This is a genomic window from Streptomyces filamentosus, from assembly GCF_014654895.1.
Lineage (GTDB): Bacteria > Actinomycetota > Actinomycetes > Streptomycetales > Streptomycetaceae > Streptomyces > Streptomyces filamentosus.
The window spans coordinates 3441482-3466371 of sequence record NZ_BNBE01000001.1; the positions used below are offsets into that span (position 1 = coordinate 3441482).

Below are 24890 nucleotides of genomic sequence, written 5' to 3' on the forward strand. Positions count from 1 at the left end.
GGCCGCGGGCGTACAGGCCGCGTGCGGGGCGCGCGGCGTGGCGAGGGCCGGCGGCGGGGGGTGCGCGCGGCCGGGGGCGGGGCGCACGGGGACCACGGCCCGCACGCGCCCTGTTGACTACAAGTATTCAGCAGGTCAGGATGTGAATATCTGAACGACATTCGAGGAGGCACCGCCATGTCAGGACCCCGCCCCGTACGGGCCCCGCGCGGTACGGAACTGAGCGCCCTGGGATGGCAGCAGGAGGCCGCCCTCCGGATGCTCCAGAACAACCTGGACCCCGAGGTCGCCGAGCACCCCGACAAGCTCGTCGTCTACGGCGGCACCGGCAAGGCCGCCCGCGACTGGCGCTCCTTCGACGCCATGGTCCGCACCCTGCGCACCCTCAAGCAGGACGAGACCATGCTGGTCCAGTCCGGCCGCCCGGTCGGCGTCATGCAGACCCACGAGTGGGCGCCCCGCGTCCTCATCGCCAACTCCAACCTGGTCGGCGACTGGGCCAACTGGGAGGAGTTCCGGCGCCTGGAGCAGCTCGGCCTCACCATGTACGGCCAGATGACGGCCGGCTCCTGGATCTACATCGGCACCCAGGGCATCCTCCAGGGCACCTACGAGACCTTCGCCGCCGTCGCCGCGAAGAAGTTCGGCGGCACCCTCGCCGGCACCATCACCCTCACCGCCGGCCTCGGCGGCATGGGCGGCGCCCAGCCGCTGGCCGTGACGATGAACGACGGCGTCGCGATCTGCATCGACGTCGACCCGCGCGCCATCGAGCGCCGCATCGAGCACCGCTACCTGGACGTCAAGGCCGACGACCTCGCCCACGCCCTCCGGCTCGCCGTCGAGGCCCGCGACGCCCGCCGCCCGCTCTCCATCGGCCTCCTCGGCAACGCCGCCGAACTGCTCCCCCAGATGCTCGCCGAGGGCGCCCCCATCGACATCGTGACGGACCAGACCTCCGCCCACGACCCGCTGTCGTACCTCCCCGTCGGCGTCGCCTTCGAGGACATGGCCGACGCCGCCGCCAAGGACCCGGCCGGCTTCACCACCCGCGCCCGCGAGTCCATGGCCAGGCACGTCGAGGCCATGGTCGGCTTCATGGACGCCGGCGCCGAGGTCTTCGACTACGGCAACTCCATCCGCGGCGAGGCCCAGCTGGCCGGCTACGACCGCGCGTTCGCCTTCCCCGGCTTCGTCCCGGCGTACATCCGCCCGCTGTTCTGCGAGGGCAAGGGCCCCTTCCGCTGGGCCGCCCTCTCCGGCGAGGCGTCCGACATCCACAAGACGGACAAGGCGATCCTCGACCTCTTCCCGGAGAACGAGTCCCTGCACCGCTGGATCAAGATGGCCGGCGAGCGCGTCCACTTCCAGGGCCTCCCGGCCCGCATCTGCTGGCTCGGCCAGGGCGAGCGCGACAAGGCCGGAGCCATGTTCAACGACATGGTCGCCGACGGCACCCTCGCCGCCCCCCTCGCCATCGGCCGCGACCACCTCGACTGCGGCTCGGTCGCCTCCCCGTACCGCGAGACCGAGGCCATGCTCGACGGCTCCGACGCCATCGCCGACTGGCCGCTCCTCAACGCCATGGTCAACGTCGCCTCCGGCGCCTCCTGGGTCTCCCTCCACCACGGCGGCGGCGTCGGCATGGGCCGCTCCATCCACGCCGGCCAGGTCTCCGTCGCCGACGGCACCGAGCTCGCCGGCGAGAAGATCCGCCGCGTGCTCACCAACGACCCCGGCATGGGCGTCATCCGGCACGTCGACGCCGGCTACGACATCGCCGAGCGCGTCGCCGACGAGAAGGGCGTCCGGATCCCGATGCGCGAGGGTGACCCCTCGTGACCCCGTCCCACGAGGGCACGGCCGGGGAGTCCACCTCCCCGGCCGTGCCGGTCGCCCCCACCGCCCCGTCCTCCCCGTCCTTCCACGCGATGTGGCGCAGCCTCGCCCCCATCGGCCGCCACGCCGCCTCCGGCGGCTACCGCCGCCACGCCTGGACCGCCGCCGACGCCGACTGCCGGCTCTGGTTCCGCATGCAGGCCGAGGCCCGCCGCCTGGACGTCGAGACCGACCGCAACGGCAACCAGTGGGCCTGGCTCGGCGACCCCGCCGCGGGCGACGCCGTCGTCACCGGCTCCCACCTGGACTCCGTCCCGGACGGAGGCGCCTTCGACGGCCCCCTCGGCGTCGTCTCCGCCTTCGCCGCCCTCGACGAACTCCGCGCCCGCGGCGCCTCCTTCAGGCGCCCCCTCGCCATCGTCAACTTCGGCGACGAGGAAGGCGCCCGCTTCGGCCTCGCCTGCGTCGGCTCCCGCCTCGCCTCCGGGCAGCTCACCAAGGAGAAGGCGTACGAGCTCCGCGACGCCGACGGCATCACCCTGCCGCAGGCCATGGAGGCCGCCGGACACGACCCCGACGCGATCGGCCCCGACCCGGAGCGGCTCGCCCGCATCGGCGCCTTCGTCGAGCTCCACGTCGAACAGGGCCGCGCCCTCGACCTGAGCGGCGACGCCGTCGGCATCGCCTCCGCCATCTGGCCGCACGGCCGCTGGCGCTACGACTTCGCGGGCGAGGCCAACCACGCCGGCACCACCCGGCTCGCGGACCGCCGCGACCCCATGCTGACGTACGCCGAGACCGTCCTCGCCGCCCGCCGCGAGGCCGAACTCGCGGGCGCCGTCGCCACCTTCGGCAAGATCTCCGTCGAACCCAACGGCGTCAACGCCATCCCGTCGCTCGTGCGCGGCTGGCTCGACGCCCGCGCCGCCGACCAGGAGTCCCTCGACGCCGTCGTCACCGGCATCGAGACCGCCGCCCACGCCTACGCCGCCGCCCACGGCATCGACCTCGCCGTGGCCCGCGAGTCCTTCACCCCGGTCGTCGACTTCTCCCACGCCCTGCGCGACGAGCTGAGCCGCGTCCTCGGCGAGAAGACGCCCGTCCTCGGCACGGGCGCCGGACACGACGCCGGAATCCTCTCCGCGTCGATCCCGACCGCCATGATGTTCGTGCGCAACCCCACCGGCGTCTCCCACTCCCCGGCCGAGCACGCCACCGAGGACGACTGTGTGGCCGGTGTCCTCGCCCTCGCCGACGTACTGGAGGAACTGGCGTGCCGCTGACGACGACGTACTGGCTGGAACACGCCTGGCTCGGCTCCCACACCGAGCCGGGCGTCGCCCTCGACGTCACGGACGGCCGGATCACCGCCGTCCGCACCGGCGCGGACACCCCGCCGCCCGGCGCGACCGTCCTGCGCGGCCTCACGGTCCCCGGACTCGCCAACGCCCACAGCCACGCCTTCCACCGGGCCCTGCGCGGCACCGTCCAGGTCGGTTCCGGCACCTTCTGGACCTGGCGCGAGGTCATGTACTCCGTCGCCCAGCGCCTCACCCCCGACAGCTACTTCGCGCTGGCGCGGGCCGTGTACGCCGAGATGGCGCTGGCCGGCATCACGGCCGTCGGCGAGTTCCACTACCTCCACCACGCCCCCGGCGGCACCCCCTACGCCGACCCCAACGCCATGGGCGAGGCCCTCATCGCGGCGGCCGGGGAGGCGGGCATCCGCATCACCCTCCTCGACACCGCCTACCTCTCCTCCGGCTTCGGCGCCGCCCCCGACCACCACCAGCTCCGCTTCTCCGACGGCACCGCCGAGAAGTGGGCCGAACGGGTCTCCGCCCTCGAGGAACGCGACGGCGTACGGATCGGGGCGGCGATCCACTCCGTCCGCGCCGTCCCCGCCGACCAGCTGTCCACGGTCGCCCGCTGGGCCGAGGAGCGCCGGGCCCCGCTCCACGTCCACCTCTCCGAGCAGACCGCCGAGAACGAGGCCTGCCACGCCGCCCACGGCGTCACCCCCACCCGGCTCCTCGCCGACCACGGCGTCCTCGGCCCCCGCACCACCGGCGTCCACAACACCCACATGACGGACGCCGACATCGCCCTCGTCGGCTCCACCTCCACCGGCACCTGCATGTGCCCCACCACCGAACGCGACCTCGCCGACGGCATCGGCCCCGCCGCCGCCCTCCAGAAGGCCGGCTCCCCGCTCTCCCTCGGCAGCGACAGCCACGCCGTGATCGACCTCCTCGAAGAGGCCCGCGCCATGGAGCTGAACGAGCGCCTGCGCACCCACATCCGGGGCCACTGGACCGCCGCCGCCCTGCTGCGCGCCGCCTCCGCCGACGGCCACGCCGCCCTCGGCAGGCCCGACGCGGGCGTCCTGGAGCCCGGCGCCCCCGCCGACTTCGCCACGATCGCCCTCGACACCGTCCGCACCGCCGGCCCGGTGCCGCGCCTGGCCGCCGAGACGGCCGTCTTCGCGGCGACCGCCGCCGACGTCCGGCACGTCGTCGTCGGCGGCCGGGAGATCGTCCGCGACGGCGCCCACGTCTCCGTACCGGACGTGCCGCGGGCCCTCGCCGAGGCGATCGCCGCCCTCAGAGACTGACCACCGGGTCGTGGGCAGGCGTTCCGCCGGGGCGGAACGGGGCCCGCGACCCCGGTCACCGGCCCGCACCCGACCCCCCCCGCCCGCACCGGAGCACACCATGACGACCACGGTCATCACCCACATCGCCGGCCTCGTGACGAACGACCCCGCCCTCGGCGAAGGCCCCCTCGGCCTGATCGAGGACGCCGCCCTCGTCCTCGACGGCGAGACGGTCGCCTGGGCGGGCCCCGCCTCGCGGGCCCCGGACGCGGACCACCGCGTCGACGCCGGGGGCCGCGCCGTCCTCCCCGGCTTCGTCGACTCCCACTCGCACCTCGTCTTCGCGGGCGACCGCACCGCCGAGTTCAACGCCCGCATGTCCGGGCAGCCCTACAAGGCGGGCGGCATCCGCACCACCGTCGCGGCGACCCGCGCCGCGAGCGACGCCGAACTGTCGGCCAACGTCGCCCGCCACCTCCGCGAGGCCCTCCGCCAGGGCACCACCACCTTCGAGACCAAGTCCGGCTACGGCCTGACCGTCGAGGACGAGGCCCGCGCGCTCCGCATCGCCGCCGAGCACACCGACGAGGTCACCTACCTCGGCGCCCACATCGTGGCCCCCGAGCACGCCGACGACCCGGCGGCCTACGTCGACCTGGTCACCGGCCCGATGCTCGACGCCTGCGCCCCGCACGCCCGCTGGATCGACGTCTTCTGCGAGAAGGGCGCCTTCGACGGCGACCAGGCCCGCGCGATCCTCACCGCGGGCAAGGCGAAGGGCCTCCTCCCGAGGATCCACGCCAACCAGCTCTCGTACGGCCCCGGCGTGCAGCTCGCGGTCGAGCTGGACGCGGCGAGCGCCGACCACTGCACCCACCTCACCGACGCGGACGTGGACGCCCTGGCCTCCGGGAACACGGTCGCCACGCTGCTGCCGGGCGCCGAGTTCTCCACCCGCGCGCCGTGGCCGGACGCCCGCCGCCTCCTCGACGCGGGCGTCACCGTGGCCCTCTCCACGGACTGCAACCCGGGCTCCTCCTTCACCTCCTCCGTGCCCTTCTGCGTCGCCCTCGCCGTCCGCGACATGGGCATGACCCCCGACGAGGCCGTCTGGTCCGCCACGGCGGGCGGTGCCGCCGCCCTCCGCCGCACCGACGTCGGCCGCCTCGCCCCCGGCGCCCGCGCCGACCTCACCGTCCTCGACGCCCCCTCCCACGTCCACCTCGCCTACCGCCCCGGCGTCCCGCTGGTCACGGAGGTCTGGCGCAGGGGCGTCCGGGTCGTCTGACGCACCGGCAACCCACCGGTGCACAAGGGGCCGTTGAGTAGGAGTACTCATGTGGGTGGTCCGGGGCCGCCCGCATGATTCCCGCATGAGAATCAGCCAGCGCCTCTCGAAGCCCGTCACCGCCGCCGTCCTCGGCGCCGCCCTCGCCCTGACCGCCGGCACCGGCGCCGCGAGCGCGGCCACCCCCGCCGCCAAGAGCCCGGCGAAGACGTCACGGGTCCAGGTGAAGGCCGGGCCCGAGGCATGGCGATTCGTGCCGGCGGAGCCCCACTTCCGGAAGTGGGCCGGGAACGTCGTCAGGTCCTGCGGACCGGCCAGGACCCAGACCGCGGACACCGACCGGGCGCAGCGCGCGGCGACGGCCGGCACCCCCGTGCCCGAGGTGCCCCTCGGCCTCGACGACCAGTGCGTCGCCCACCACCACCAGGACCGCATCATCCGGGCCTTCACCCCCGGCCGGACCGACTACCCGGCCCTGCGCACCCGCCTGCTCGCCCTCGGCTACCCGGCGGCCCGCATCCACCAGATGCGCGGACCGTACGGATCGCCGGTGGCCCGGGTCGACCTGCGCCTCCCGGGCTCCGCCATGGCCGTCGACGTCACCGGCTACGGCACCCTGGTGACCGTCGAACCCTTCGGCGTCCCCGCCTCGCCGGACATCGACGTGACCCGCGTCCACCGCGAGCCGGTCATCTCCTTCCCCGACCTCCCCTGACCCCTTCCCGTCGGGCCGCCTCCCGCACCAGGGCCACCGCGCGCCCCGGCAGCGCTCCGGTCGTCCCCCGCCCCCTCCGTGATCGAAAGCCCGAGTATCCCTGCCGGGGAGCGGTCCGGCCCGGTAGCGTCCTGTCCGGGCGGTGCCCCGGACGGTGTCCGGGGGGATGACCGGGAACGACCGGGGGGTCGGCTAGGTGAGTGCGTTGCGGGTGCGGATCGTGCGGCCGGGGGAGCTGGGCGCGCGCGAGACCGGGGCGTGGCGGAGGCTGCGGGCCGCGTCCGGGGTTCCCGCGAACCCTTTCATGGAGCCGGAGTTCACCCTCGCCGTCGGAGCCGTACGGCCCGCCGCGCGGGTCGCCGTGTGGTGGGAGGGCGACGAACCCGTCGGCTTCTTCCCCTACGAGAAGGGCCCGTTGGGGCGCGGCAGGGCCATCGGCTTCGGCGTCTCCGACAGCCAGGGCGGCGTCTTCCGGCCCGGACTGCGGCCCGGCACGGGGGCGTTGCTGCGGGCCTGCGGGCTCGTCTTCTGGGAGTACGACAACCTGGAGGCCGGCCAGACCCTCTTCGAGGGCGCCGCCGACGAGTCCTTCGCCTCGCCCGTCATCGACGTCGGCGAGGGCTACCCGGCGTACGAGGCGCTGCTGCGCGCCCAGTCGCCGAAGTTCCTGAGGACCACCCTCGCCAAGGAGCGGAAGCTGGCCCGGGAGACCGACGGCGGCCTCCGCTTCGTCCTCGACGAGCGCGACCCGGCCGCCCTGCGCACCCTCATGGCGTGGAAGTCCGCGCAGTACCGCAGGACCGGCCGCGGCGACCGCTTCGCCCAGCAGTGGATCAGCGCCCTGGTCCGCCGCCTGCACGAGCAGCGCGCGCCCGGCTGCTCCGGCCTGCTGTCCGTGCTGTACGCCGGGGACCGCCCGGTCGCCGCCCACTTCGGACTGCGGTCGGCGAGCGTCCTGTCGTGCTGGTTCCCCGCCTACGACCCGGCCTTCGCCAAGTACTCCCCGGGCCTCGTCCTCCACCTGCGGATGGCCGAGGGCGCGGCCGGCGCCGGGATCCGGCTCCTCGACCTCGGGCGCGGCGCCGCGGAGTACAAGGACTCCCTGAAGACCGGCGAACTCACCGTGTACGAGGGCGCCGTCACCCGCCCCGACCCGCGCACCGTCCTGCACCGGCTGCGCCGCGACCCGGTCCGCGCCGCCCACGCCTACGTCCGCGCCCGCCCGGCCCTGGCCGCCCGCGCCCGCGGCGCCCTGAACACCGCCGCCGCCCTGCGCGGCGACCGCCGGACCCCGCCGGCGGGCCCCCGATGAGCCGCCCGCCCGCGCCCGCCGCCCCCGCCGTCTCCGTCGCCGAACTGGACCTCGACGCGTCCGGCGCCCCGCTCCGGCTCCGCCCCGCCCCCGGCGCCCCGCCGGTCGTCCCCGGCGAGGTCTACGCCCTCGTCCGCGCCGCGGGACGCCCGGTCGCCACCGTCCTCGCCCGCTACGAGGACGGCGAGGACCCGGCCCGGATCCTCGCCGCGCTCGCGGCGGAGCGGCGGACGGCGGACACCGCCCCCCGGGCCGACGCCGAACGGCGGGCGGCGGAGTTCGACGCGGCGGGGACGGCGGCCACGAGGGCGTCCGCGACGGCGACCGGGGCCTCCGCCCCTCCGCCCCGCGCCTCCGTCGTCGTCGCCACCCGGGAGCGCCCCGCGTCCCTCGCCCGCGCGCTCGACTCGCTCCTCGCGCAGGACCACCCGGACCACGAGCTGATCGTCGTCGACAACGCGCCCCGCACCACCGCCACCCGCGACCTGGTCACCGGCGGGCGGTACGCGCGGCACGGCGTCCGGTACGTCCGCGAGGACCGCCCCGGGCTCGCCGCCGCCCACAACACGGGGGCGGCCGCGGCGGACGGCGAGGTCCTCGCCTTCACCGACGACGACGTGATCGCCGACCCGCGCTGGCTGAGCGCCCTCGCCGCGCCCTTCGCCGCCGATCCCGGGCTCGGCTGCGTCACCGGCCTGATCCTGCCCGCCCGGCTGTCCACCCCCGCGCAGGTCCTCCTCGAATCCCACGGCGGCTTCGCCAAGGGCTTCGCGCCGCGCCTGTACGACCCGGCCCGGCCGCCCGCCGACGAACCCCTCTTCCCGTTCACGGCCGGCAGCTTCGGCTCCGGCGCCAACATGGCCTTCCGGGCCTCCGCGCTCCGCCGCGCGGGCGGCTTCGACCCGGCCACCGGCACCGGGACCCCGGCGCGCGGCGGCGACGACCTGTACGCCTTCGTCGCCGTCCTCGCCACCGGCCACCGCCTGCGCTACACCCCCGACGCCCTCGTCTGGCACCACCACCGCGAGACCTGGCAGGACCTGGAGAACCAGGCGTACGGCTACGGCGCCGGGCTCACCGCGTACCTCACCGCCACCCTCGTCCGCCGCCCCGCCCTGCTGCCCGCGCTCCTCGCCCGCCTGCCGCGCGGCCTCGCCCACGCCCGGACGATGACCGCGGCACGCGGCGGGAGCCCCGGCGGGGGCGTCCCCGGCGCGCACGGCACCCACCACCACCCGTGGCCCGCCGCCCTCTCCCGCCTGGAGCGGCGCGGCATGCTCCACGGCCCGGCGGGCTACCTCAAGGCGCGCCTGACCCGCCGGAGCGGCCGATGACCCGCATCCCCGTCCTCCTCTACCACCCCGTGACGGACGATCCGCCCGCGTGGATCGCCGAATTCGCCGTCACGCCAAGGCAGTTCGCCTCCCACCTGGACGCGATCGCCGACAGCGGCCGCACCCCGCTCACCATCGGAGCCCTCACCGGACACCTCGCCGCCGGGACGCCGCTGCCGCCCAGGCCCGTCGTCCTCACCTTCGACGACGGCTTCGCCGACCTCGCCGGGCCCACCGCGGAGGCGCTGGCCGCCCGCGCCCTGCCCGCCACCGCGTACCTCACCACCGGCGCCCTCGCCCCCGGCCGCCCCTGCCTCCTGCCGCCCGCCCCGATGATGACCCTGGCGCAGGCCCCCCGCCTGGAGGAGCACGGCCTGGAGATCGGCGCCCACACCGTCAGCCACCCCCAGCTCGACACCCTCCGGCCCGCCGCGCTCCGCCGCGAACTCGCCGACCCCAAGGCGGAGCTGGAGGACCTCCTCGGCCACGAGGTCCGCCACCTCGCCTACCCGCACGGCTACAACAGCCCCGCCGTCCGCCGCGCCGCGCGGGCCGCCGGCTACGCCTCCGCCGTCGCCGTCCGCCACGCCCTCAGCTCCCCGGCCGACGAACCCTTCCGCATCGCCCGCCTCATCGTCCGCCGCACCCACACCACCGCCGACGTCCGGGCCTGGCTCGCCGGCACCGGCGCCCGCACCGCCCCCTACCCCGACTCCCTCCCCACCCTCGGCTGGCGCCTCTACCGCAGGACCCGAGCCCTCCTGAAAGGTCCGGAGTTCGCGGGCTGAGCGACACCGCCAAGATCATCAAACCCCGCACCCGAAGCGGGAGTTGTGCACCAGGACCCGACCGAAGTACGTTTCCTGGCTCCGTCAGGGGACAGTGGGGGGAGAACCACACCGTGCAGCACCACCAGACTCCGCAAACCACACCCGCCCCACCCCGCCCCACCACCACCCCCCACCCGAAGGCCCCGCGCCCGGGCACCGCCGGACCCCCCGCCTGGCTGTCCCCGGCCCTCCTGGTCCTCGGCCTCGGACTGTGGGGACTCGCGCTGCCCCTGGTCGACTTCCGCTCCATGGAGGACTACGGACTCCTGGACCGGCTGCCCCTCCCCTTCTACGCCTCCCTCGTCGTCCTCACCGCCGGCTTCCTGGTGGCGCTGCGCCGCGCGGGCACCGCCCCGGGCTGGCCGCTCGTCCACTGCGTCGCGCTGCTCGTCGCCCTCAAGGCGGCCCCCGCCGTCCTCTACGACGCCGTGCGCTACCCCTGGGCGTCCAAGCACGACGCCGTCGTCAGCGCCCTCCTCGGTGCCGGTGAACTCCGCCCGTACGCCGGGCTGTCCGGCAACATGTCCGCCTACGACCAGTGGCCCGGCTTCTTCACCCTCAACGCGGCGCTCGTCCGCGCCTTCGGCGTCGAGTCCACCGCCGCCTACCTCAACTGGGCTCCCATTGTCCTCGGCCTGATCCTCCTGCCGGTGCTTGTGCTCCTCTACCGCACCTTCACCGAGGACTGGCGGCTGGTGTGGACCGCCGTCTGGATCTTCCAGCTCGCCAACTGGGTCGGCCAGGACTACCTGGCGCCGCAGGGACTCGCGTACGTCCTCCACCTCACCGTACTCACCGTCGTCCTGCGCCACTTCGTCCGTCCCGGCGCGGCGGACCGGCTCGGGGACCGGGCCGCGCTCGATCCGGCCGCCGCGGGTGTGCCGCCGGCCACGAGCACCCGGCAGCGTGCGATCGGCGTCCTCGTCCTGGCCCCGCTGATCCTCGCAATCAACGCGGTCCACCAGCTCACCCCGGTCATGCTCTGCGTCGTCCTGGCCGCCCTCTGCCTCACCCGCCGCTACCGCAACCTGGGCCTCCTCGCCGTCACCGGCCTGATCACGCTGGCCTGGGACCTCACCATGGGCCGCCCGCTCTTCCTGGAGACCCTCGCCACCCTGAAGGACTCCCTCGGTCGGCTCACCCAGAACTCCCGCGCCGGCTACACCGGACAGCTCACCGGACCCGGCCCCGAACTCGCCGGCCGGGCCGGCATCGCCATGGCCCTCGCCGTCGCCCTCTGCGCCGTGATCGCCGTCCTCGCCCGCCGCCGGCTCACCCGCAGCACCCTTCCGCTGCTGCTCGCCTCGGCGGCCCCCCTGCCGCTCTTCGCCGTCAACGACTACGGCGGGGAGATGCTCTTCCGCGTCTACCTTTTCGGGCTGCCCGGCGCCGCCTTCTTCGCCGCCGCAGCGCTCGTCCCCGCCGCGGGAGGCGCCCGCCGCAGCCGCGGCGCCCTCGCCCGCCGCCGGATCACCGCCGTCGCCCTGCCCGCTGTCCTCCTGGCCCTCACTGCCGGCTTCCTGCCCGCCTACTACGGCAAGGACGCCATGTACTACACCCCGCCCGCCGAGTCCGCGCTCGTCACCCGCGCCATCGACCGGATGCCCGCCGGCGGGCTGCTCCTCGCCACCTCCGGCTCCTTCCCGCAGGCCTTGCACCGCTACGACGAGGTCGAGCACTGGTGGTTCTGCGAACAGGACCCCGCCGAGAACGAGCGGATGCTCGTCGACCCCGCCCGCTATCTCGCCGACCGCATCCCCCCGGGGGCCGCCGTCCACGTCGTCCTCACCCGCACCCAGGACGTCTACACCGCGGGCGAGGGACTGCTGCCGTCCGGCGGCTTCGCCCTCCTGCGCGACCGCCTCAAGGCGTCCCCGCTCTTCAGGACCGTCGAGGAGCAGCCGTACGGCATCGTCCTCGCCTACGCCCCGTCGACCACCACCCCGGGCGGTGCCTCGTGACCGTGAACCCGAACCCGAACCCGACAGCGGCCTCCCGCGCCCCCCGGGCCGGGGCCAGGGCCGTCCTCGCCGTCTCCGGCTGGCTCGCCCTCGCCGCGACCCTGCTGCCCAACGCCTTCCCGCTGCGCTGGCCGCCGGTGCTCCTCTTCGTCTGCCTCGGACCCGGCCTCGCCCTGCTCCACCCCCGGCCGCGCGGACCGCGTCCCGGCACCCGCTTGGAGACGTTCGCGCTCGCCGCGCCGCTCAGCCTCTCCCTCGCCGCCCTCACCTCCACCGGCCTCTTCCTGGCCGGGAGCTTTTCCGTGGCCGCCTTCCTCGTCCCGCTCGCCGCCCTCACCACCGTCGCCGCCCTGCTGCCCGGCCTCCCGCTGCCCGCCGCCACGGGCACCGCCCAGTCCGGCGGGGGCCGGTGACCGGACGGCGTGCCCGGGGCGCCTCCGGCGGACGCCTCACCGCTGCGCTCGCCGCCGTCGTCGCGCTGATCGCCGGGATCGGTGCCTGGGCGACCACCACCGGGCGCGACGCCGACTGCACCCCCGACCACCGGCTCGTCGCCCCCTGCGGCGCCTGGTGGGGCGCGTACGTCCCCTACGACGAGGACGGCTCGCTCACCCGCCCCGTGCACGCATTCGAACAGAGGATCGGCCGCAGGCTCGACCTCGTCTACGCCTACCACGACATGTCGGGCAACCGCCTCGACGGGACGCTCCTCACCGAGGACGAAGGGGAACTCGGCCGCGATCGGCTGCTGATGCTCGCCTGGGAGTCCACCGTCTGGCGGGAGCCCCACCACGCGGGCTGGACCGAGACCCAGCTCGGCTGGCGGAACATCGCCTCGGGGAAGTACGACGCCGAGGTGATCGACCCGCAGATCCGCCGCGTGAAGGCGTACGGGAAGCGGGTCTTCCTCTCCTTCGACCAGGAGGCCGACGCCCGCATCGGGGAGGGCGCCGGCACCCCCGAGGAGTACGTCGCCGCCTACCGGCACCTCCACGACCGCTTCCGGGAGTTCGGCGCCGACAACGTGGTCTGGGTCTGGACCGTCTCCGGCTACCTGGGCATGGCCGAGGAGATGAAGGCGCTCTACCCCGGCGACCGGTACGTCGACTGGATCGGCATGGACCAGTACAACTACTACCGCTGCCACGACACCGACACCTGGCGGGACTTCGAGGAGAGCCAGCGCCCCTCCTACGACTGGCTCCGCGCGAACGTCTCCGCCGACAAGCCGGTCATGCTCGCCGAGTACGCCACCGCCCCCGACCCGGAGCGCCCGGAGCGGCAGCGGGACTGGTACGCGCGGATCCCCGAGGTCGCGCCGACCCTGCCCGAGGCCCGGGCGTACGTCCACTGGAACCGCGCCGTCCCCGGCCCCGGCTGCGACCTGACCGTCGACTCCGGCCCCGGCCTGCAGGGCTACCGGGAGGCGGGCCGGGCCCCGTACTTCCGGCAGCCCCTGCCGAAGGGCTGACGCGCCCTCAGGCCCGCAGTCCCCGGATCGCGTACGCCGCCATCGTGATGCCGGTCAGGCCGAGGAGCACGGGGAGGGGTGTGGTGGCGAAGAGCTGCTGGCCGGACCAGCCGGCCCAGGCCAGCACCCAGACGGCGCCGGCGGTGACGCGGGGGGGCGCGCCGCAGACGCGCAGGAGGACGGCGGACAGGAGGAGGCAGAGGGCCTGGGCGGCGACGGGGGCGGTCTCGGCGGGCGGGCCCGGGGGGAGGAGCGCGGCGCCGGGGCCGGTGGCGGGCGGGGAGGGCAGGCCGAGGAGGGTCGGGGCGGTGTGCAGGGCGAGGAAGGTGACGGTCAGGACGGCCGTCGCGTAGCCGGGGCGGAAGGCGCGCGGGGCGACGGCCGCGCCCTGGAGGGCGACCAGGAGCAGGCCGGCCAGCAGGGTGGGGACCGGCAGGGCGGCCAGCAGGCCGGTGCCGGAGAGCCGGGTCGCGGCGAGGGGTTCGGCGAGGGCGAGCGGGGTCCAGAAGGCCGCCGCCGCGAGTCCCAGCAGGGCCCACAGGACGGGAGCCGCCGCCTTCCCCGCGGGGGGCGGGGGAGGGGGCGTGCGGCGGACCGGCGGCGCGGGGCGGTGCGGCGGGCGCTGGTGGGGGACGTACACGGGGATGCCGAAGGCCGGGGTCACCGTGTCCTGGGCCGCCGTGGAGCGCAGGTAGGCGTTCTGCCGCGCCCAGCCCGTCCCGTACGCGTCGTCGTCGGCGAAGGAGGAGGTGGGGGCCGGGGCGGGGGTTCGTTCCGGGGCGTGCGGCGGCGGGGTCCTGAGGACCGCCCGCAGGCCGGGGACGCACACCGCTGCCATCACCGTCATGCCGCCGAGGACCGCCATCCCGGCCCCGTCGATGCCGAAGGGGCCGAGGAGGACGGCCGCGCCGCCGAGGACGAGGACGCACATGCCGGCCTGGACGGCGGCGAGCATGCCGGTGCGGCCCTGCACGCGGAGGACCCCGATGTACAGCTCCACCGCGACCCGGGGGAGCGCCCCGGCGGCCAGCAGCCGCAGCACCGTCGTGCCGTGTTCGGTGTAGCCCGCGCCGAAGGGGGTGAGGATCAGCGGCGCGAAGAGGACGAGGACGAGGACGACGGGGACGAGCAGCAGCACCATCCGGCGCAGCGCGCCCCGCACGCCCTCGGCGAGCGAGCCGGGGCTGTGGGAGGCGTGCGCGGTGAGCGAGGAGGCCATGTTGATGGCCATGAACTCCATGGTGCCGCCGACGGTGTACGCCGTGTAGAAGAAGGCGTTGTGCGCGGCGTCGAAGCGGACGGCGACCATGACCGGCAGCAGGCTGATCATGAGGAGGCTGAAGAGGGCGCCGGCGGCGTCCCCGGCGACGAAGCGGCCGATCTCGCGGTACGAGGGCGGCTCGCGGTCCCGGTCGGCGCGGGCCTGCCGGGGGATGAGCCGGCGGAAGACCAGCCAGGCGAGCGGCAGCGTGGAGAGCGCGATCGCCGCCGCCCAGGAGACGAAGACGCCGAGCACGGGCAGGGCGCCGGCGAGGAGCACGAGCAGGACGAGCTTGCCGACGGAGAAGACGGCGTTGCCGACCGGCACCCAGACGGCCTTCCGCAGGCCGGTGAGGACCCCGTCCTGGAGGGTGAGCAACGCCCAGCCGACCGAGGACAGGGTGAAGAAGATCCCGGCGGAGACGGTGCCGAGGGGCGCGTACGAGGGTCCCCACAGGTCCAGGGTGAGCAGGAAGATCCCGGAGGCGGCGGCCACCACGACCGTGCTGAGCAGGTAGAGGCGGACGACGAGGGGGCCGGTGGCGCGGCCGGCCCGGGGGACGTAGCGGACGACGGCGCCGGTGAGGGTGGTGGCGGTGAGGGAGGCGAGCATCCGCTGGGCGGCGATGGCGGCGGAGCCCTGGCCGACGGCCTCCTCCGAGTAGTGGCGGGCGGCGACCAGCCAGAAGCCGAGGCCGAGGGCGGCGGAGACGCCGGTGGAGAGCATCAGGGCGTAGGCGTTGCGGAAGAGGGAGTCCTCGCCGCCGCCCGCGCCCCCGCCCGCCCCCCTGTCCTTCGCCTCGGACGTGCCGGTGCCGGGGGTCCCGGGGGCGTCGGGGGCCGTGCTCCTGGCCCGTACGGCGTCGCTCACCGGGCGCCGCCGGGGGCGGGCGCGGGCACGGCGGGCCGGGCGCCCGAGGCGCGCAGGGCGGCCAGGGCCTCGTCGGCGCGGCGCGGGTCCACGGGCAGGGCGTGCCGGGCGAACCAGGCGGCGGGCGCGGGGTCGGGGGAGGGGTCGGTGAAATCGGCCCCGGCGTAGGCGTCGAGCGGCGGGTCGTAGAGGTAGCCGACGGGGATCCCGCGGCGGGCGAGCGCGGCGGCGGCGGCCTCCCGGTCCTCGACCAGGAGCGGCACCCGGAAGAGCGGCTGGACCCGGCCGCCGGCGGGGGCGTCCGGGGAGGCGTACTCGGTGGCCAGGAGGCGGGCGGTGCCCGCGCGGTGGGCGTCGAGGACGGCGTCGAGGGCGGCGAGCCGGGTGCGGACGCGGCGCAGCCGGGCGGGGCCGGTACGGAGCCGGTAGTCGTGCAGGTCGACCCGGATCCAGGAGTGGAAGGGGTCGAGGGCGGGCGCGGCGCCGAGCGCCCGGGTCAGTTCGGCGGGGCGCAACGGCATCCGGATGCCGGGCCGTTCGTGCACGCCGAGGGCGCGCAGCGCGGCGTGCGCGGGCCGGGTCAGGCGCAGGGCGCGGGCGGCGGACTCGGCGTACGGGCGGGCGAGGCGGGCGAGTTCGCCTCCGGGCCCGGACGGGCGGAGCAGGGCGTCGCGTTCGGCGGCGAGCGCGACGCGCCGGGCGGGGTCGGCGACGGCGAGGAAGCCGCCGGTCCTGGCCCCGGCGTGCTTGGAGAGGCTGAAGACGGCGGCGTCGCCCCAGGCGCCGACCGGCCGGCCGCCGACGGTGGAGCCGATGGCGTGGGCGGCGTCCTCCAGGAGCGGGATGCCGAGCCGGTCGCAGCGCTCGCGCAGGCCGGGCGCCGGGTCGGGGTTGCCGTACAGGTTGGTGGTGAGGACGGCACAGAGCCCGGACCAGACGGCGTCGGGGACGGCCGCCGGGTCGAGGGAGCCGGTGTGCGGGTCGAGGGGCGCCTGGACGGGCCGGAGTCCCGCGGCGAGCACGACGAAGAAGATGACGTCGTCGTTGACCGGCGACATCAGGACCCGGCCGCCGGGCGGGCACCAGTGCCGCAGGGCGAGGTAGAGGCCGAGGCGGCAGGACGGCACGTAGAGGCAGTCCCGGCCGCCGAGCCGTGCCCGCATGCGCGCCTCCAGCTCGGCGTGCGCTCCCTGCGCCCCGCGTGCCCCGCGCGCTTCCTGCGCCCCGCGTGCCCCGTGTGCGGAAACCATCGGACTCCCCCTGTTCCCCCCGGCCGTACGGAAGGGCCCGTCCGGGTCGCAGACCGTGAACGGGCCCTTTCCGTCACCATTTTGGCGGCTCGCGGGGGGACGCGGAGGCCATTCCGCCGGAGAGGAGGGGACGTTCCCCACCGGAGGGGCGGGTCATTCCTCCAGGGTGAGCCCGCGGCGCAGCCGGGCGAGGGTGCGGGAGAGCAGCCGGGAGACGTGCATCTGGGAGATGCCGAGCTCGGCGCCGATCTCCGACTGGGTGAGGCCGGTGACGAAGCGGAGGGACAGGATGAGCCGTTCGCGTTCGGGCAGCGAGGCGATCATCGGCTTGAGGGAGGCGATGTACTCGATGCCGGTCAGGCCGTGGTCCTCGTAGCCGAGCCGGTCGGCGAGGGCGGTCTCGTTCTGTCCGTGGTCGTCGTCCTCGGGCTGGGCGTCGAGCGAGGCGGCCGTGTAGGCGTTGCTGGCGGCCATGCCCTCGACGACCTCGTCCTCGGTGATGCCGAGTTCGGCGGCGAGTTCGGCGACGGTGGGCGCCCGGTCGAGGCGCTGGGACAGGGCGTCGCCGGCCCGCGCCAGGTCGAGGCGGAGTTCCTGGAGCCGGCGGGGCACGTGCACGGACCAGGAGGTGTCGCGGAAGAAGCGCTTGATCTCGCCGATGATGGTGGGCATCGCGAAGGTGGGGAACTCGACGCCGCGGGCGAGTTCGAAGCGGTCGATGGCCTTGATGAGGCCGATGGTGCCGACCTGGACGATGTCCTCCATGGGCTCGCTGCGGGTGCCGAAACGGGCGGCGGCGAAGCGGACCAGGGCCAGGTTGAGTTCGACGAGGGTGTTGCGGACGTACGCGTGCTCGTGGGTCCCCTCCTCCAGCTCGGCGAGCCGGGCGAAGAGGTCCTTGGAGAGGGCGCGGGCGTCGCCGGGCGCGACCCGGTCGAGCGGGCCGTCGAGCGCCGGGGGGACCGCCGGTGTGGGGGCGGCGGTACGGGGAAGGACTGTTGTCGACGGCGCGGTGGGGGTGCGCGTGACGTCGAGCCGGGGTGACATGGGTCTCCTCCAGGGTGGATGTCGGGGTGCGGTTTGCGGCGCCTCCAAGCCGGCCGGATCGGGTGTTCCCTCCTAGCCCTACCTGCTCGGCGGCGGTCGTTGCAAGTGGCGATAATCCGTTATGTGTGGTTTTGTGGTGGGCTCATGTGCACGGGAAGGCACCTCGCTAGTAGGGTTCTTCGGAGTCGAGCGAGGAGGGACCCGAACATGGACCGCCAGCACGTCGGCAGTGCGCAGCCCGCGCGGCTGAGGGTCGAGACCAGGACCGTGGACGGTGGCACCGCGCTCCTCGTCCCGGTGGGAGAGCTCGACCACCACACCGCCGAGCTGTTGCGCGTCCCGCTGGACGACGCCCTCGACGCGGGACGCACCCTGCTGGTGGTCGACTGCGCGGGGCTCGACTTCTGCGACTCGACCGGGCTCAACGTGCTCCTCGGGGCGCGGCTGCGGGCCGAGGACGCGGGCGGCGCGGTCCATCTGGTGGCCATGCGGCCCGCGGTGGCCCGGGTCTTCCAGATCACCGGAGCGGAGGCGGTCTTCACCGTGCACGAGACCCTCGCCGCGGTCCTGCCCGACTCCGGCTGACCTCCGCCGGAGCCGCGCCCCGTGCCACTCCCGTACGCCCCTGCCCCTGCTGTCTCGTCGACCGGTGAGGTGAAGTGCTGATGGACCAGGCTTCCGACGTCCGTACGCTCTCGCTCGGCGAGACCAGCGGCACCGTTCCGCTCGCCCGCGACTTCACCCGCACGGCCCTGACCGAGTGGGGCTGGCTGCCCGCCGCCACCGCCGACCGCCGGGCCGCCGCCGAGGACGTCCTGCTCGTCGTCTCCGAGCTCGTCACCAACGCCTGCCTGCACGCCGAGGGGCCCGAGGAGCTCCGGGTGGTCCGCTACGACCGGACCGTCCTCCTGGAGGTCACCGACCGGGGCTCCGGCCAGCCCGCCCCCCGCACCCCGCACCGGGCCGGACGCCCCGGCGGGCACGGCATGTTCATCGTGCAGCGGCTCTGCCTCGACTGGGGCGTGCGGCGCGTGCCGGGCTCCCCCGGCAAGACCGTGTGGGCCGAACTGGCCTCGCCTGCCTGACGCCTGACGCCTGACGCCTGACGCCTGACCCTGACGCCTGCCGTCTGGCGGCCTGACGCCTGCCGTCTGACGGCCTGACGCCTGACGCCTGACGTCTGGCCCTGACGCCTGCCGGTCTCCCGGCCCCGTCACCGCAGGACTTTCACCGTCGTCCTTCTTCCCTCCGTGAGGCCCCGGGCGTACCTTGACGCCCAATCTGATGGGACGTCAGGAAATTGCGGTGAGGGGTCACGGGTGTCCAAGAAGCCGAACCGGAGGAGGACGGCCGTCGTGCTCGCGGCCGCCGTCGCGGCCTGGGGACCGGCCGGCCTGGCCGCCGCACCGGCCGCCCACGCCGAGGTCGTCGACGTGTCGTACGCCTGCCGGACGAAGATCGGCGACCGCAGCGCCGTCTCGCCCGTGGACATCACGGCGGAGAGGAAGGGCGACTCCTACGCCCTCACCATGACCTTCGACAAGGGCGTCTCCGACAGCCCGGTCGAACTCCCCAAGGGCGTCATGACCCCCCGCGCCGACCTCGTCCTCGGCGGCGACGAGAAGGGCACCGTGCGCGTGAAGGGCGCGCCGAACGCCGCCGCGGTCCCCGCCTTCACCCCCATCCGCATCGGCACCCTCACCGGCACCTACACCCCGAAGCGCAACGGCACGGTCACCTTCACCGCCGGCGTGCTCACCGTCCACGCCCTCGGCATGGACGCCGCCGTCTGCACCCCCGGGAACGAGCCCGCCCCCTCCCTGACCCTCGCCGTCACCGGCCTCCCCGACGCCGGAACCGGCCCGGCGCCCGCGCCGGAGCCCGAGGCGGCCCTGCCCGGCGGCGAACTGCCGAGGACCGGCGGGACGTCCGTCACCACCGCCCTCGGCACCCTCGGCGGCACCGTCCTCCTCGGCGGCGTCGCCGGCCTGCTCTGGCTCACCCGCCGCCCCCGCCCGTCCGGCACCCGCCCGTCCGGCACCCTCCCGCAAGGTCTCCGCCCGTCCGGCACCCGCCCGGCCCGCTCATGACCGGGGCCGCGCACGCCCTCCGGGCCGTGACCGCCGCCACCGCCGCCGTCCTCGGCACGCTCGCCGCCACGGCGGCCCCGGCCACGGCCGCCCCGGTCCTCGCCGCGCCCGCCCAGGTCCCCGCCTCGCCCGTCGCCCCCGTCGCCCCCGCCTCGCCCGCCGAGTGGACCGCCGCCCCCGCCGCCGGACGGCCGTACGCCTATCTCGAAGGCCCCGCGGGCAGCGTCCTGGAGGACACCCTCTCCGTCACCAACCCGGGCCCCCGCCCGCTCACCGTCACCCTCACCGGCGACGGGCCCGCCGCCGTCGCCTTCGCCGCCCGCTCCGTCACCGTGCCCGGCCGCACCCGCGCCGACGTGCCCTTCGCCGTCACCGTCGCCGCGGACACCCCGCCCGGCGAGCACCGCGGGACGGTGCGGGCCGGGGCCGGCGCCCGGAGCGTCCGCGTCGACCTGCGGCTGAAGGTCAGCGGCCCCGAGCTCGCCGCCCTCACCGTCGAGGACGCCCGCGTCGACCGCGCCACCGGCACCCTCCACTACACCCTGGTCAACCGCGGCAGCACCGTCCTCGACCGGCCCCGCCTCGCCGTCCGAGCCGACGGCCTCCTCGGCACCGTCCTCGACCGCCCCGGGCGGCCCCTGCCGCTCAGCCTCCGCCCCGGCGAGCGCGCCGCCCGCACCGAACCCTGGCCCGACCCGCCCGCCCTCGACTCCGTGACCGTCCGGCTCACCGCCACCGTCCCCGGCGCCGCCCCGGCCACCACCGCCACCGGTGCCGTCTTCGCCTCCGCGCCCGCCCTCGCCGGCGCGGCCGTCCCGCTGCTCGCCGCGGGCGGAGCCGCGTACGCGCTGCGGCGGCGCCGCACGAAGGGAGCCCCCGCATGAGACCGGCCGCCCGTGCCCGTACGGCCCTGGCCCCGCTGCTCGCGGCCCTCGTCCTGGTCCTGCTCCCGGCCGTGCCCGCGCACCCCGCCCCCGCCGACGGCCCCGCCGTCGCGGTCTCGCGGGACCGCGCCCCCAAGGGCGGCGAGATCACGGTCAGCGGCACCGGCTGGAAGGCCGGCGCCCTGCTGATGGTGCTGCTCTGCGGCCAGGGCACCCCGGAGAAGGGCGTCGCGGGCGGCACCAACTCCTGCGCCAACACCGACGGCCGGGCCGCCACCGTCGACCCGCGCGGCGCCTTCAGCGTCAAACTGCCGGTCGCCGCCCCGCCCCGGCCGTGCCCCTGCGTGGTCCACGTCTCCGGCGTCACCGGGCAGCAGGACGTCGTCGACGCCGCCCTCGCCGTCGACGGGCACCCCACGGCCCCGCTGCCCGACGCCGCGGGCGACGGCCGCCTCGCCGTCCTCACCGCCGTCCGGCTCGACGGGTCCGACGGGATCCTCACCTGGTTCGGCGCGCCCCCGGCCCGCACCCTCGTCCTCACCGTGGGGAACCTCGGCACGGCACCGGTCCGCGACCCGGTCTTCCTCGTCGGCACCGCCCGCGGCGTCCTCGCCCCGCGCGACGAGGAGCACCAGTGGCGCGGCACCATCAAACCCGGCCAGAAGGCCCAGATCGAGCTGGACGTGGAGCTCGCCGCGGGCGCCCACGGCGACCACCGGGTCTCCGTCTCCCACGGCGGGAAGCTCCTGGCCGAGCAGCCCTGGAAGGTGGGCCGCCCGTGGGGCGTGGTGCTCTTCTGGGCGCTGCTCGGCGTGGTCGTCCCCGCCGCCCTCTTCCGGATCGGCATGGTCCTCGTCGACCGGGCCGGCGGCCGGAACCGCGACTCCGTCCCCGTCCCCGTACCAGTGGACGCGGACGGCCCCGGGACGACCGCGGTCCTGCCGTGGTTCCTCCCCGACTCCGCACCGTCCGAGAACAGTCCGACGACGAAGGGACAACCTTGAGCACGCAACGGAGGATGAGCGCGGCCGCGGTCGCGCTGGTGCTCGGCGGCGCGGGGATCCTGCTCTCCGCCGGCCCCGTCCAGGCCGCCCAGACCTCGTTCAAGACGGAGTGCATCCCGCCGTCGATCTCCGGCCTGCCGCCGGTCCAGGGCACCACCACGGTGCTCGTCACGGCCCCCGCCACCGCCGGGGTCGGCGACACCGTCGAGGTCGTCTGGAAGACGGTCAAGCCCGCCTCGAAGAACCCCGACATGCTCGATCTGGACGCCGACACCGTGAAGCCGACCGGCACCATGAAGGTCGGCGGGGCGCAGAGCGGGACGATCGCGATGGAGGGGCCCCGGCAGAACCCGCCGATCCCCAAGAACAGCCCCATGGTCCTGTCCGAGATGAAGGGGACCCTGAAGCTGACCGCGGCCGGTGACGTCACGCTGACGCCCGACGCGTACACGATCAACGTGTCGAAGCCGATGTCCACGAACACCAAGTGCGCGCCGAAGGAGCGGGTCCCCGTCGGTGCGACGATCAAGGTGACCGACGGCGGGGGCGGCTCGGGCAGCGGAGGCGGCTCCGGCTCCGGAGGCTCCGGCAGCGGCTCCGGCGGCTCCGGTGGTTCCGGTGGTTCCGGCTCCGGCTCCGGCGGCTCCGGCGGTTCCGGCGGCGGCTCCGGTGGCCGGACCGACTTCCCGGGCAAGGACGTCGACGTGGCCTTCGCCTGTACGGGCCCCGGCGCGCCGCCCTCCATCACGACCAAGGTGTCGATCAGCGCCAGGAAGAACGGAGGCGCCTACGACCTCACGGTCAGGACGGCCAAGAACGTCATGCCGACCCCGGCCCCGCTGCCCGCGAAGGCCCTCACGCCCAGCATGGTCCTCAAGATCGGCGGGGACGACAGCGGCACGGTGAAGGTCACCGGCGCCCCCAACCCCACCGAGCTCAAGGCGAACGACCCGGTGAGCCTCACCGACATGAAGGGCACCTACCGGCCCGGCGCCACGGGCAGGGCCACCCTCGCGCCGGGCGCGCTCACCATCACGGTCGTCCTCGCCCCGGGCGCCACCCCGATCGAGATCCCCTGCACGCCGAAGGCCGCCGCCCCGGTGTCCCTCACCCTGGACACCACCGAGCAGTCCGGCGGCGCGGGCGGCTCCGGCGACAACGGCGGCGGCAACGGTTCCGGCTCCGGCGACAACGGCTCCGGCTCCGGGAACGGCTCCGGCTCCGGCGACAACGGGTCGGGCAACGGCTCCGGTGGCGGCGGCCTCGCCCAGACCGGAGCCGAGGACGACGGCACCCTGCGCGCCCTCGGCCTCGTCGCCGGCACGGCGATCCTCCTCGGCGGCGCGGTCTTCACCTTCACCCCGTGGCGGCGCATGGCCCGCCGCACCCGCTGACCCGGGAAGACGCCCCTGACCCGGGAAGACGCCCCTGATCCGGGAGGAGCCCCGGCGGAAAGCGGGACGGCCCCGGCACACCTTCCGGTGTGCCGGGGCCGTCCCGTCGCGCGAGGCCGTGCGTCAGTGCACGTCGCCCATGAGGGCCTGGACCTTCTTGCGGTACATGTAGATCGCGATGCCCGCGACGACCGCCAGGGACGCCTCCATGGCGATCACCCCGGTGCCGTTCAGGTCCACGCCGGCCAGCGAGAGCAGGCCCGTGGTGCAGTCGCCGGCGGTGACGGCGAGGAACCAGACGCCCATCATCTGGGAGGCGTACTTCTGCGGCGCCATCTTCGTGGTGACCGAGAGGCCGACCGGGGAGAGGCACAGCTCGCCGATGGTCTGGATCATGTAGATCGAGACGAGCCACATCGGGGAGACCTTGGTGCCGTCGCCCGCCATGTTCATCGGGACGATGAAGACGAAGAAGGACGCGCCGACCAGGACCAGGCCCATCGCGAACTTCACGATGGTGTTCGGCTCCTGGTTCTTGCGGGCCAGCCACAGCCACAGCCAGGCGAAGACCGGGGCCAGCGCCATCACGAAGAGCGGGTTCAGGGACTGGTACCAGGTGGCCGGGAAGCCGAAGCCGAGGACGGTGTCCGCGGTCTTGCCGTCGGCGAACAGCGACAGGGTCGAACCGCCCTGGTCGTAGATCATCCAGAAGACGGCGGCGGCGACGAAGAACCAGATGTAGCCGGTCATCTTCGACTGCTCGGTCTTCGACAGGTCCTTGTCGCGCTTGATGCGGACCAGGACGGCGACCGGGATGATCAGGCCGGCGAGGGTGATCGGGACGATCGCCCAGTTCAGGGTGTACATGCCCATGGCGACGACGACGCCGTAGAAGACGGCGGCGACGACCAGGACCGTGGCGACCTTGACCAGCACGTTCTTGCGCTCGGCCGGGGACAGCGGGTTCGGGACGACGTTGCTCTTCTGGCTCAGGTGCTTCGTGCCGAACAGGAACTGGACGAGGCCCAGGCCCATGCCGAGCGCGGCGAGCGCGAAGCCGAGGTGCCAGTTGACCTTCTCGCCGACGGTGCCGACGACGAAGGGGGCGACGAAGGCACCCAGGTTGATGCCGATGTAGAAGAGGGTGAAGCCACCGTCACGGCGCGGGTCGTCCGGGCCGTCGTAGAGGTGGCCGACCATCGTCGAGATGTTGGCCTTCAGCAGACCGGAACCGGCGGCGACGAGCGCCAGACCGAGGAAGAACATCGCCTGGCCCGGCAGGGCCAGCGACAGGTGACCGGCCATGATCACGAAACCGGCGATCGCGACGGTCTTGCGCGCGCCCCAGACGCGGTCGCCGAACCAGCCGCCCGGCATGGCCATCAGGTAGACCATCGACACGTACACGGAGTAGATCGCCGTGGCCGTGGCGGCCGTCATGGCCAGTCCGCCACCCTGGCTGCCGGTCGCCGCGTCGGCGCCGCCGGAGACCAGGTACAGGACGAGAAGCGCCCGCATGCCGTAGTAGGAGAAGCGCTCCCACATCTCGGTCATGAAGAGGGTGGCGAGGCCGCGGGGGTGTCCGAAGAAGGTCTTCTCCGCGCCCACGGAAACGGGGGGTGCCGCCATGTCGATCCTTGCTCTGTCGGGACGCGACGCCTCATGAGCGTGATGCGCCCGGTGGGGGGTGGCCGGCACCGGCCGGGACGTTCGCGCCCCGCCCGGGATCCACGCCCCGCCGCGC

Annotated in this window: 21 protein-coding genes; 17 read left to right on the forward strand and 4 right to left on the reverse strand. The window is 75.2% G+C overall.

Going from position 1 to position 24890, the window contains the following annotated elements; translation table 11 throughout:
- Positions 1 to 177: 177 nt before the first annotated feature.
- The 11 genes from hutU to IE326_RS15665 all read left to right on the forward strand — a co-directional run bounded on the left by hutU (position 178) and on the right by IE326_RS15665 (position 13346).
- Positions 178 to 1842, forward strand: coding sequence for a urocanate hydratase (hutU, locus tag IE326_RS15615; RefSeq protein WP_190041809.1), 1665 nt, complete (start codon positions 178 to 180; stop codon positions 1840 to 1842).
- An 89-nt stretch (positions 1843 to 1931) separates the two neighbouring features.
- On the forward strand, positions 1932 to 3122 hold the full coding sequence (locus IE326_RS15620) for an allantoate amidohydrolase (protein ID WP_190042258.1): 1191 nt from the start codon (positions 1932 to 1934) through the stop codon (positions 3120 to 3122).
- Entirely contained in the window at positions 3113 to 4453 is a 1341-nt protein-coding gene (locus IE326_RS15625) for a formimidoylglutamate deiminase (RefSeq protein ID WP_190041810.1), read from the forward strand. Before IE326_RS15620 ends, IE326_RS15625 begins: the two co-directional genes overlap by 10 nt.
- Positions 4454 to 4553: 100 nt before the next feature.
- Entirely contained in the window at positions 4554 to 5723 is a 1170-nt protein-coding gene (hutI, locus tag IE326_RS15630) for an imidazolonepropionase (RefSeq protein ID WP_150228508.1), read from the forward strand.
- A gap of 85 nt (positions 5724 to 5808) precedes the next feature.
- Entirely contained in the window at positions 5809 to 6438 is a 630-nt protein-coding gene (locus IE326_RS15635; protein ID WP_190041811.1) for a hypothetical protein, read from the forward strand.
- 205 nt (positions 6439 to 6643) lie between these two features.
- On the forward strand, positions 6644 to 7750 hold the full coding sequence (locus IE326_RS15640; RefSeq protein WP_150232757.1) for a GNAT family N-acetyltransferase: 1107 nt from the start codon (positions 6644 to 6646) through the stop codon (positions 7748 to 7750).
- The gene (locus tag IE326_RS15645) at positions 7747 to 9084 is read left to right on the forward strand and encodes a glycosyltransferase family 2 protein (protein ID WP_190041812.1); all 1338 of its coding nucleotides are present in this window, start codon (positions 7747 to 7749) and stop codon (positions 9082 to 9084) included. The genes IE326_RS15640 and IE326_RS15645 overlap by 4 nt, the downstream gene beginning before the upstream one ends.
- Positions 9081 to 9872: a polysaccharide deacetylase family protein gene (locus tag IE326_RS15650; RefSeq protein ID WP_190041813.1), complete on the forward strand. Its 792-nt coding sequence runs from the start codon at positions 9081 to 9083 to the stop codon at positions 9870 to 9872. Before IE326_RS15645 ends, IE326_RS15650 begins: the two co-directional genes overlap by 4 nt.
- Before the next feature lie 113 nt (positions 9873 to 9985).
- Positions 9986 to 11875: a hypothetical protein gene (locus tag IE326_RS15655; protein ID WP_229915347.1), complete on the forward strand. Its 1890-nt coding sequence runs from the start codon at positions 9986 to 9988 to the stop codon at positions 11873 to 11875.
- The gene (locus IE326_RS15660) at positions 11872 to 12288 is read left to right on the forward strand and encodes a hypothetical protein (RefSeq protein WP_229915348.1); all 417 of its coding nucleotides are present in this window, start codon (positions 11872 to 11874) and stop codon (positions 12286 to 12288) included. The genes IE326_RS15655 and IE326_RS15660 overlap by 4 nt, the downstream gene beginning before the upstream one ends.
- Positions 12285 to 13346, forward strand: a complete 1062-nt coding sequence (locus IE326_RS15665) for a glycoside hydrolase family 26 protein (RefSeq protein WP_190041814.1) — start codon at positions 12285 to 12287, stop codon at positions 13344 to 13346. The genes IE326_RS15660 and IE326_RS15665 overlap by 4 nt, the downstream gene beginning before the upstream one ends.
- 7 nt (positions 13347 to 13353) lie before the next feature.
- On the opposite strand, the gene IE326_RS15670 is transcribed toward IE326_RS15665, so the two are convergent.
- The 3 genes from IE326_RS15670 to IE326_RS15680 form a co-directional block, all read right to left on the reverse strand.
- Positions 13354 to 15477, reverse strand: coding sequence for a lipopolysaccharide biosynthesis protein (locus tag IE326_RS15670; protein ID WP_190041815.1), 2124 nt, complete (start codon positions 15475 to 15477; stop codon positions 13354 to 13356).
- Positions 15474 to 16727 carry a DegT/DnrJ/EryC1/StrS family aminotransferase gene (locus tag IE326_RS15675; protein ID WP_190041816.1) on the reverse strand — a complete coding sequence of 418 codons (1254 nt, stop codon included), beginning with the start codon at positions 16725 to 16727 and terminating at the stop codon, positions 15474 to 15476. Before IE326_RS15675 ends, IE326_RS15670 begins: the two co-directional genes overlap by 4 nt.
- A gap of 153 nt (positions 16728 to 16880) precedes the next feature.
- Entirely contained in the window at positions 16881 to 17774 is an 894-nt protein-coding gene (locus IE326_RS15680) for an RNA polymerase sigma factor SigF (RefSeq protein WP_150228495.1), read from the reverse strand.
- A gap of 207 nt (positions 17775 to 17981) precedes the next feature.
- Between IE326_RS15680 and IE326_RS15685 the strand changes: the two genes are divergently transcribed.
- The 6 genes from IE326_RS15685 to IE326_RS15710 all read left to right on the forward strand — a co-directional run bounded on the left by IE326_RS15685 (position 17982) and on the right by IE326_RS15710 (position 23146).
- Positions 17982 to 18359: an STAS domain-containing protein gene (locus IE326_RS15685; protein WP_190041817.1), complete on the forward strand. Its 378-nt coding sequence runs from the start codon at positions 17982 to 17984 to the stop codon at positions 18357 to 18359.
- An 80-nt stretch (positions 18360 to 18439) separates the two neighbouring features.
- Positions 18440 to 18859: an ATP-binding protein gene (locus tag IE326_RS15690; RefSeq protein WP_150228491.1), complete on the forward strand. Its 420-nt coding sequence runs from the start codon at positions 18440 to 18442 to the stop codon at positions 18857 to 18859.
- A gap of 234 nt (positions 18860 to 19093) precedes the next feature.
- Entirely contained in the window at positions 19094 to 19864 is a 771-nt protein-coding gene (locus IE326_RS15695; RefSeq protein ID WP_190041818.1) for a peptidase, read from the forward strand.
- 26 nt (positions 19865 to 19890) lie between these two features.
- Positions 19891 to 20748 carry a COG1361 family protein gene (locus tag IE326_RS15700; protein ID WP_229915350.1) on the forward strand — a complete coding sequence of 286 codons (858 nt, stop codon included), beginning with the start codon at positions 19891 to 19893 and terminating at the stop codon, positions 20746 to 20748.
- Positions 20745 to 21752 (forward strand): hypothetical protein, encoded by a 1008-nt coding sequence (locus tag IE326_RS15705; RefSeq protein ID WP_190041819.1) that lies wholly within the window; start codon positions 20745 to 20747, stop codon positions 21750 to 21752. The genes IE326_RS15700 and IE326_RS15705 overlap by 4 nt, the downstream gene beginning before the upstream one ends.
- Before the next feature lie 14 nt (positions 21753 to 21766).
- Positions 21767 to 23146, forward strand: coding sequence for a hypothetical protein (locus tag IE326_RS15710; protein ID WP_190041820.1), 1380 nt, complete (start codon positions 21767 to 21769; stop codon positions 23144 to 23146).
- Positions 23147 to 23269: 123 nt separating this feature from the next.
- On the opposite strand, the gene IE326_RS15715 is transcribed toward IE326_RS15710, so the two are convergent.
- Positions 23270 to 24775, reverse strand: coding sequence for a peptide MFS transporter (locus IE326_RS15715; RefSeq protein WP_190041821.1), 1506 nt, complete (start codon positions 24773 to 24775; stop codon positions 23270 to 23272).
- Between the last annotated feature and the right edge of the window lie 115 nt (positions 24776 to 24890).

What these genes read in the sequence shown, in the direction of transcription:
- hutI (WP_150228508.1), top strand. Translation starts at nt 4,554, where the DNA reads ATGACGACCACGGTCATCACCCACATCGCCGGCCTCGTGACGAACGAC.
- IE326_RS15645 (WP_190041812.1), top strand. Translation starts at nt 7,747, where the DNA reads ATGAGCCGCCCGCCCGCGCCCGCCGCCCCCGCCGTCTCCGTCGCCGAA.
- hutU (WP_190041809.1), top strand. Translation starts at nt 178, where the DNA reads ATGTCAGGACCCCGCCCCGTACGGGCCCCGCGCGGTACGGAACTGAGC.
- IE326_RS15715 (WP_190041821.1), bottom strand. Translation starts at nt 24,775, where the DNA reads ATGGCGGCACCCCCCGTTTCCGTGGGCGCGGAGAAGACCTTCTTCGGA.
- IE326_RS15690 (WP_150228491.1), top strand. Translation starts at nt 18,440, where the DNA reads ATGGACCAGGCTTCCGACGTCCGTACGCTCTCGCTCGGCGAGACCAGC.
- IE326_RS15680 (WP_150228495.1), bottom strand. Translation starts at nt 17,774, where the DNA reads ATGTCACCCCGGCTCGACGTCACGCGCACCCCCACCGCGCCGTCGACA.
- IE326_RS15620 (WP_190042258.1), top strand. Translation starts at nt 1,932, where the DNA reads ATGTGGCGCAGCCTCGCCCCCATCGGCCGCCACGCCGCCTCCGGCGGC.
- IE326_RS15705 (WP_190041819.1), top strand. Translation starts at nt 20,745, where the DNA reads ATGAGACCGGCCGCCCGTGCCCGTACGGCCCTGGCCCCGCTGCTCGCG.
- IE326_RS15685 (WP_190041817.1), top strand. Translation starts at nt 17,982, where the DNA reads ATGGACCGCCAGCACGTCGGCAGTGCGCAGCCCGCGCGGCTGAGGGTC.
- IE326_RS15635 (WP_190041811.1), top strand. Translation starts at nt 5,809, where the DNA reads ATGAGAATCAGCCAGCGCCTCTCGAAGCCCGTCACCGCCGCCGTCCTC.
- IE326_RS15650 (WP_190041813.1), top strand. Translation starts at nt 9,081, where the DNA reads ATGACCCGCATCCCCGTCCTCCTCTACCACCCCGTGACGGACGATCCG.
- IE326_RS15710 (WP_190041820.1), top strand. Translation starts at nt 21,767, where the DNA reads ATGAGCGCGGCCGCGGTCGCGCTGGTGCTCGGCGGCGCGGGGATCCTG.
- IE326_RS15675 (WP_190041816.1), bottom strand. Translation starts at nt 16,727, where the DNA reads ATGGTTTCCGCACACGGGGCACGCGGGGCGCAGGAAGCGCGCGGGGCA.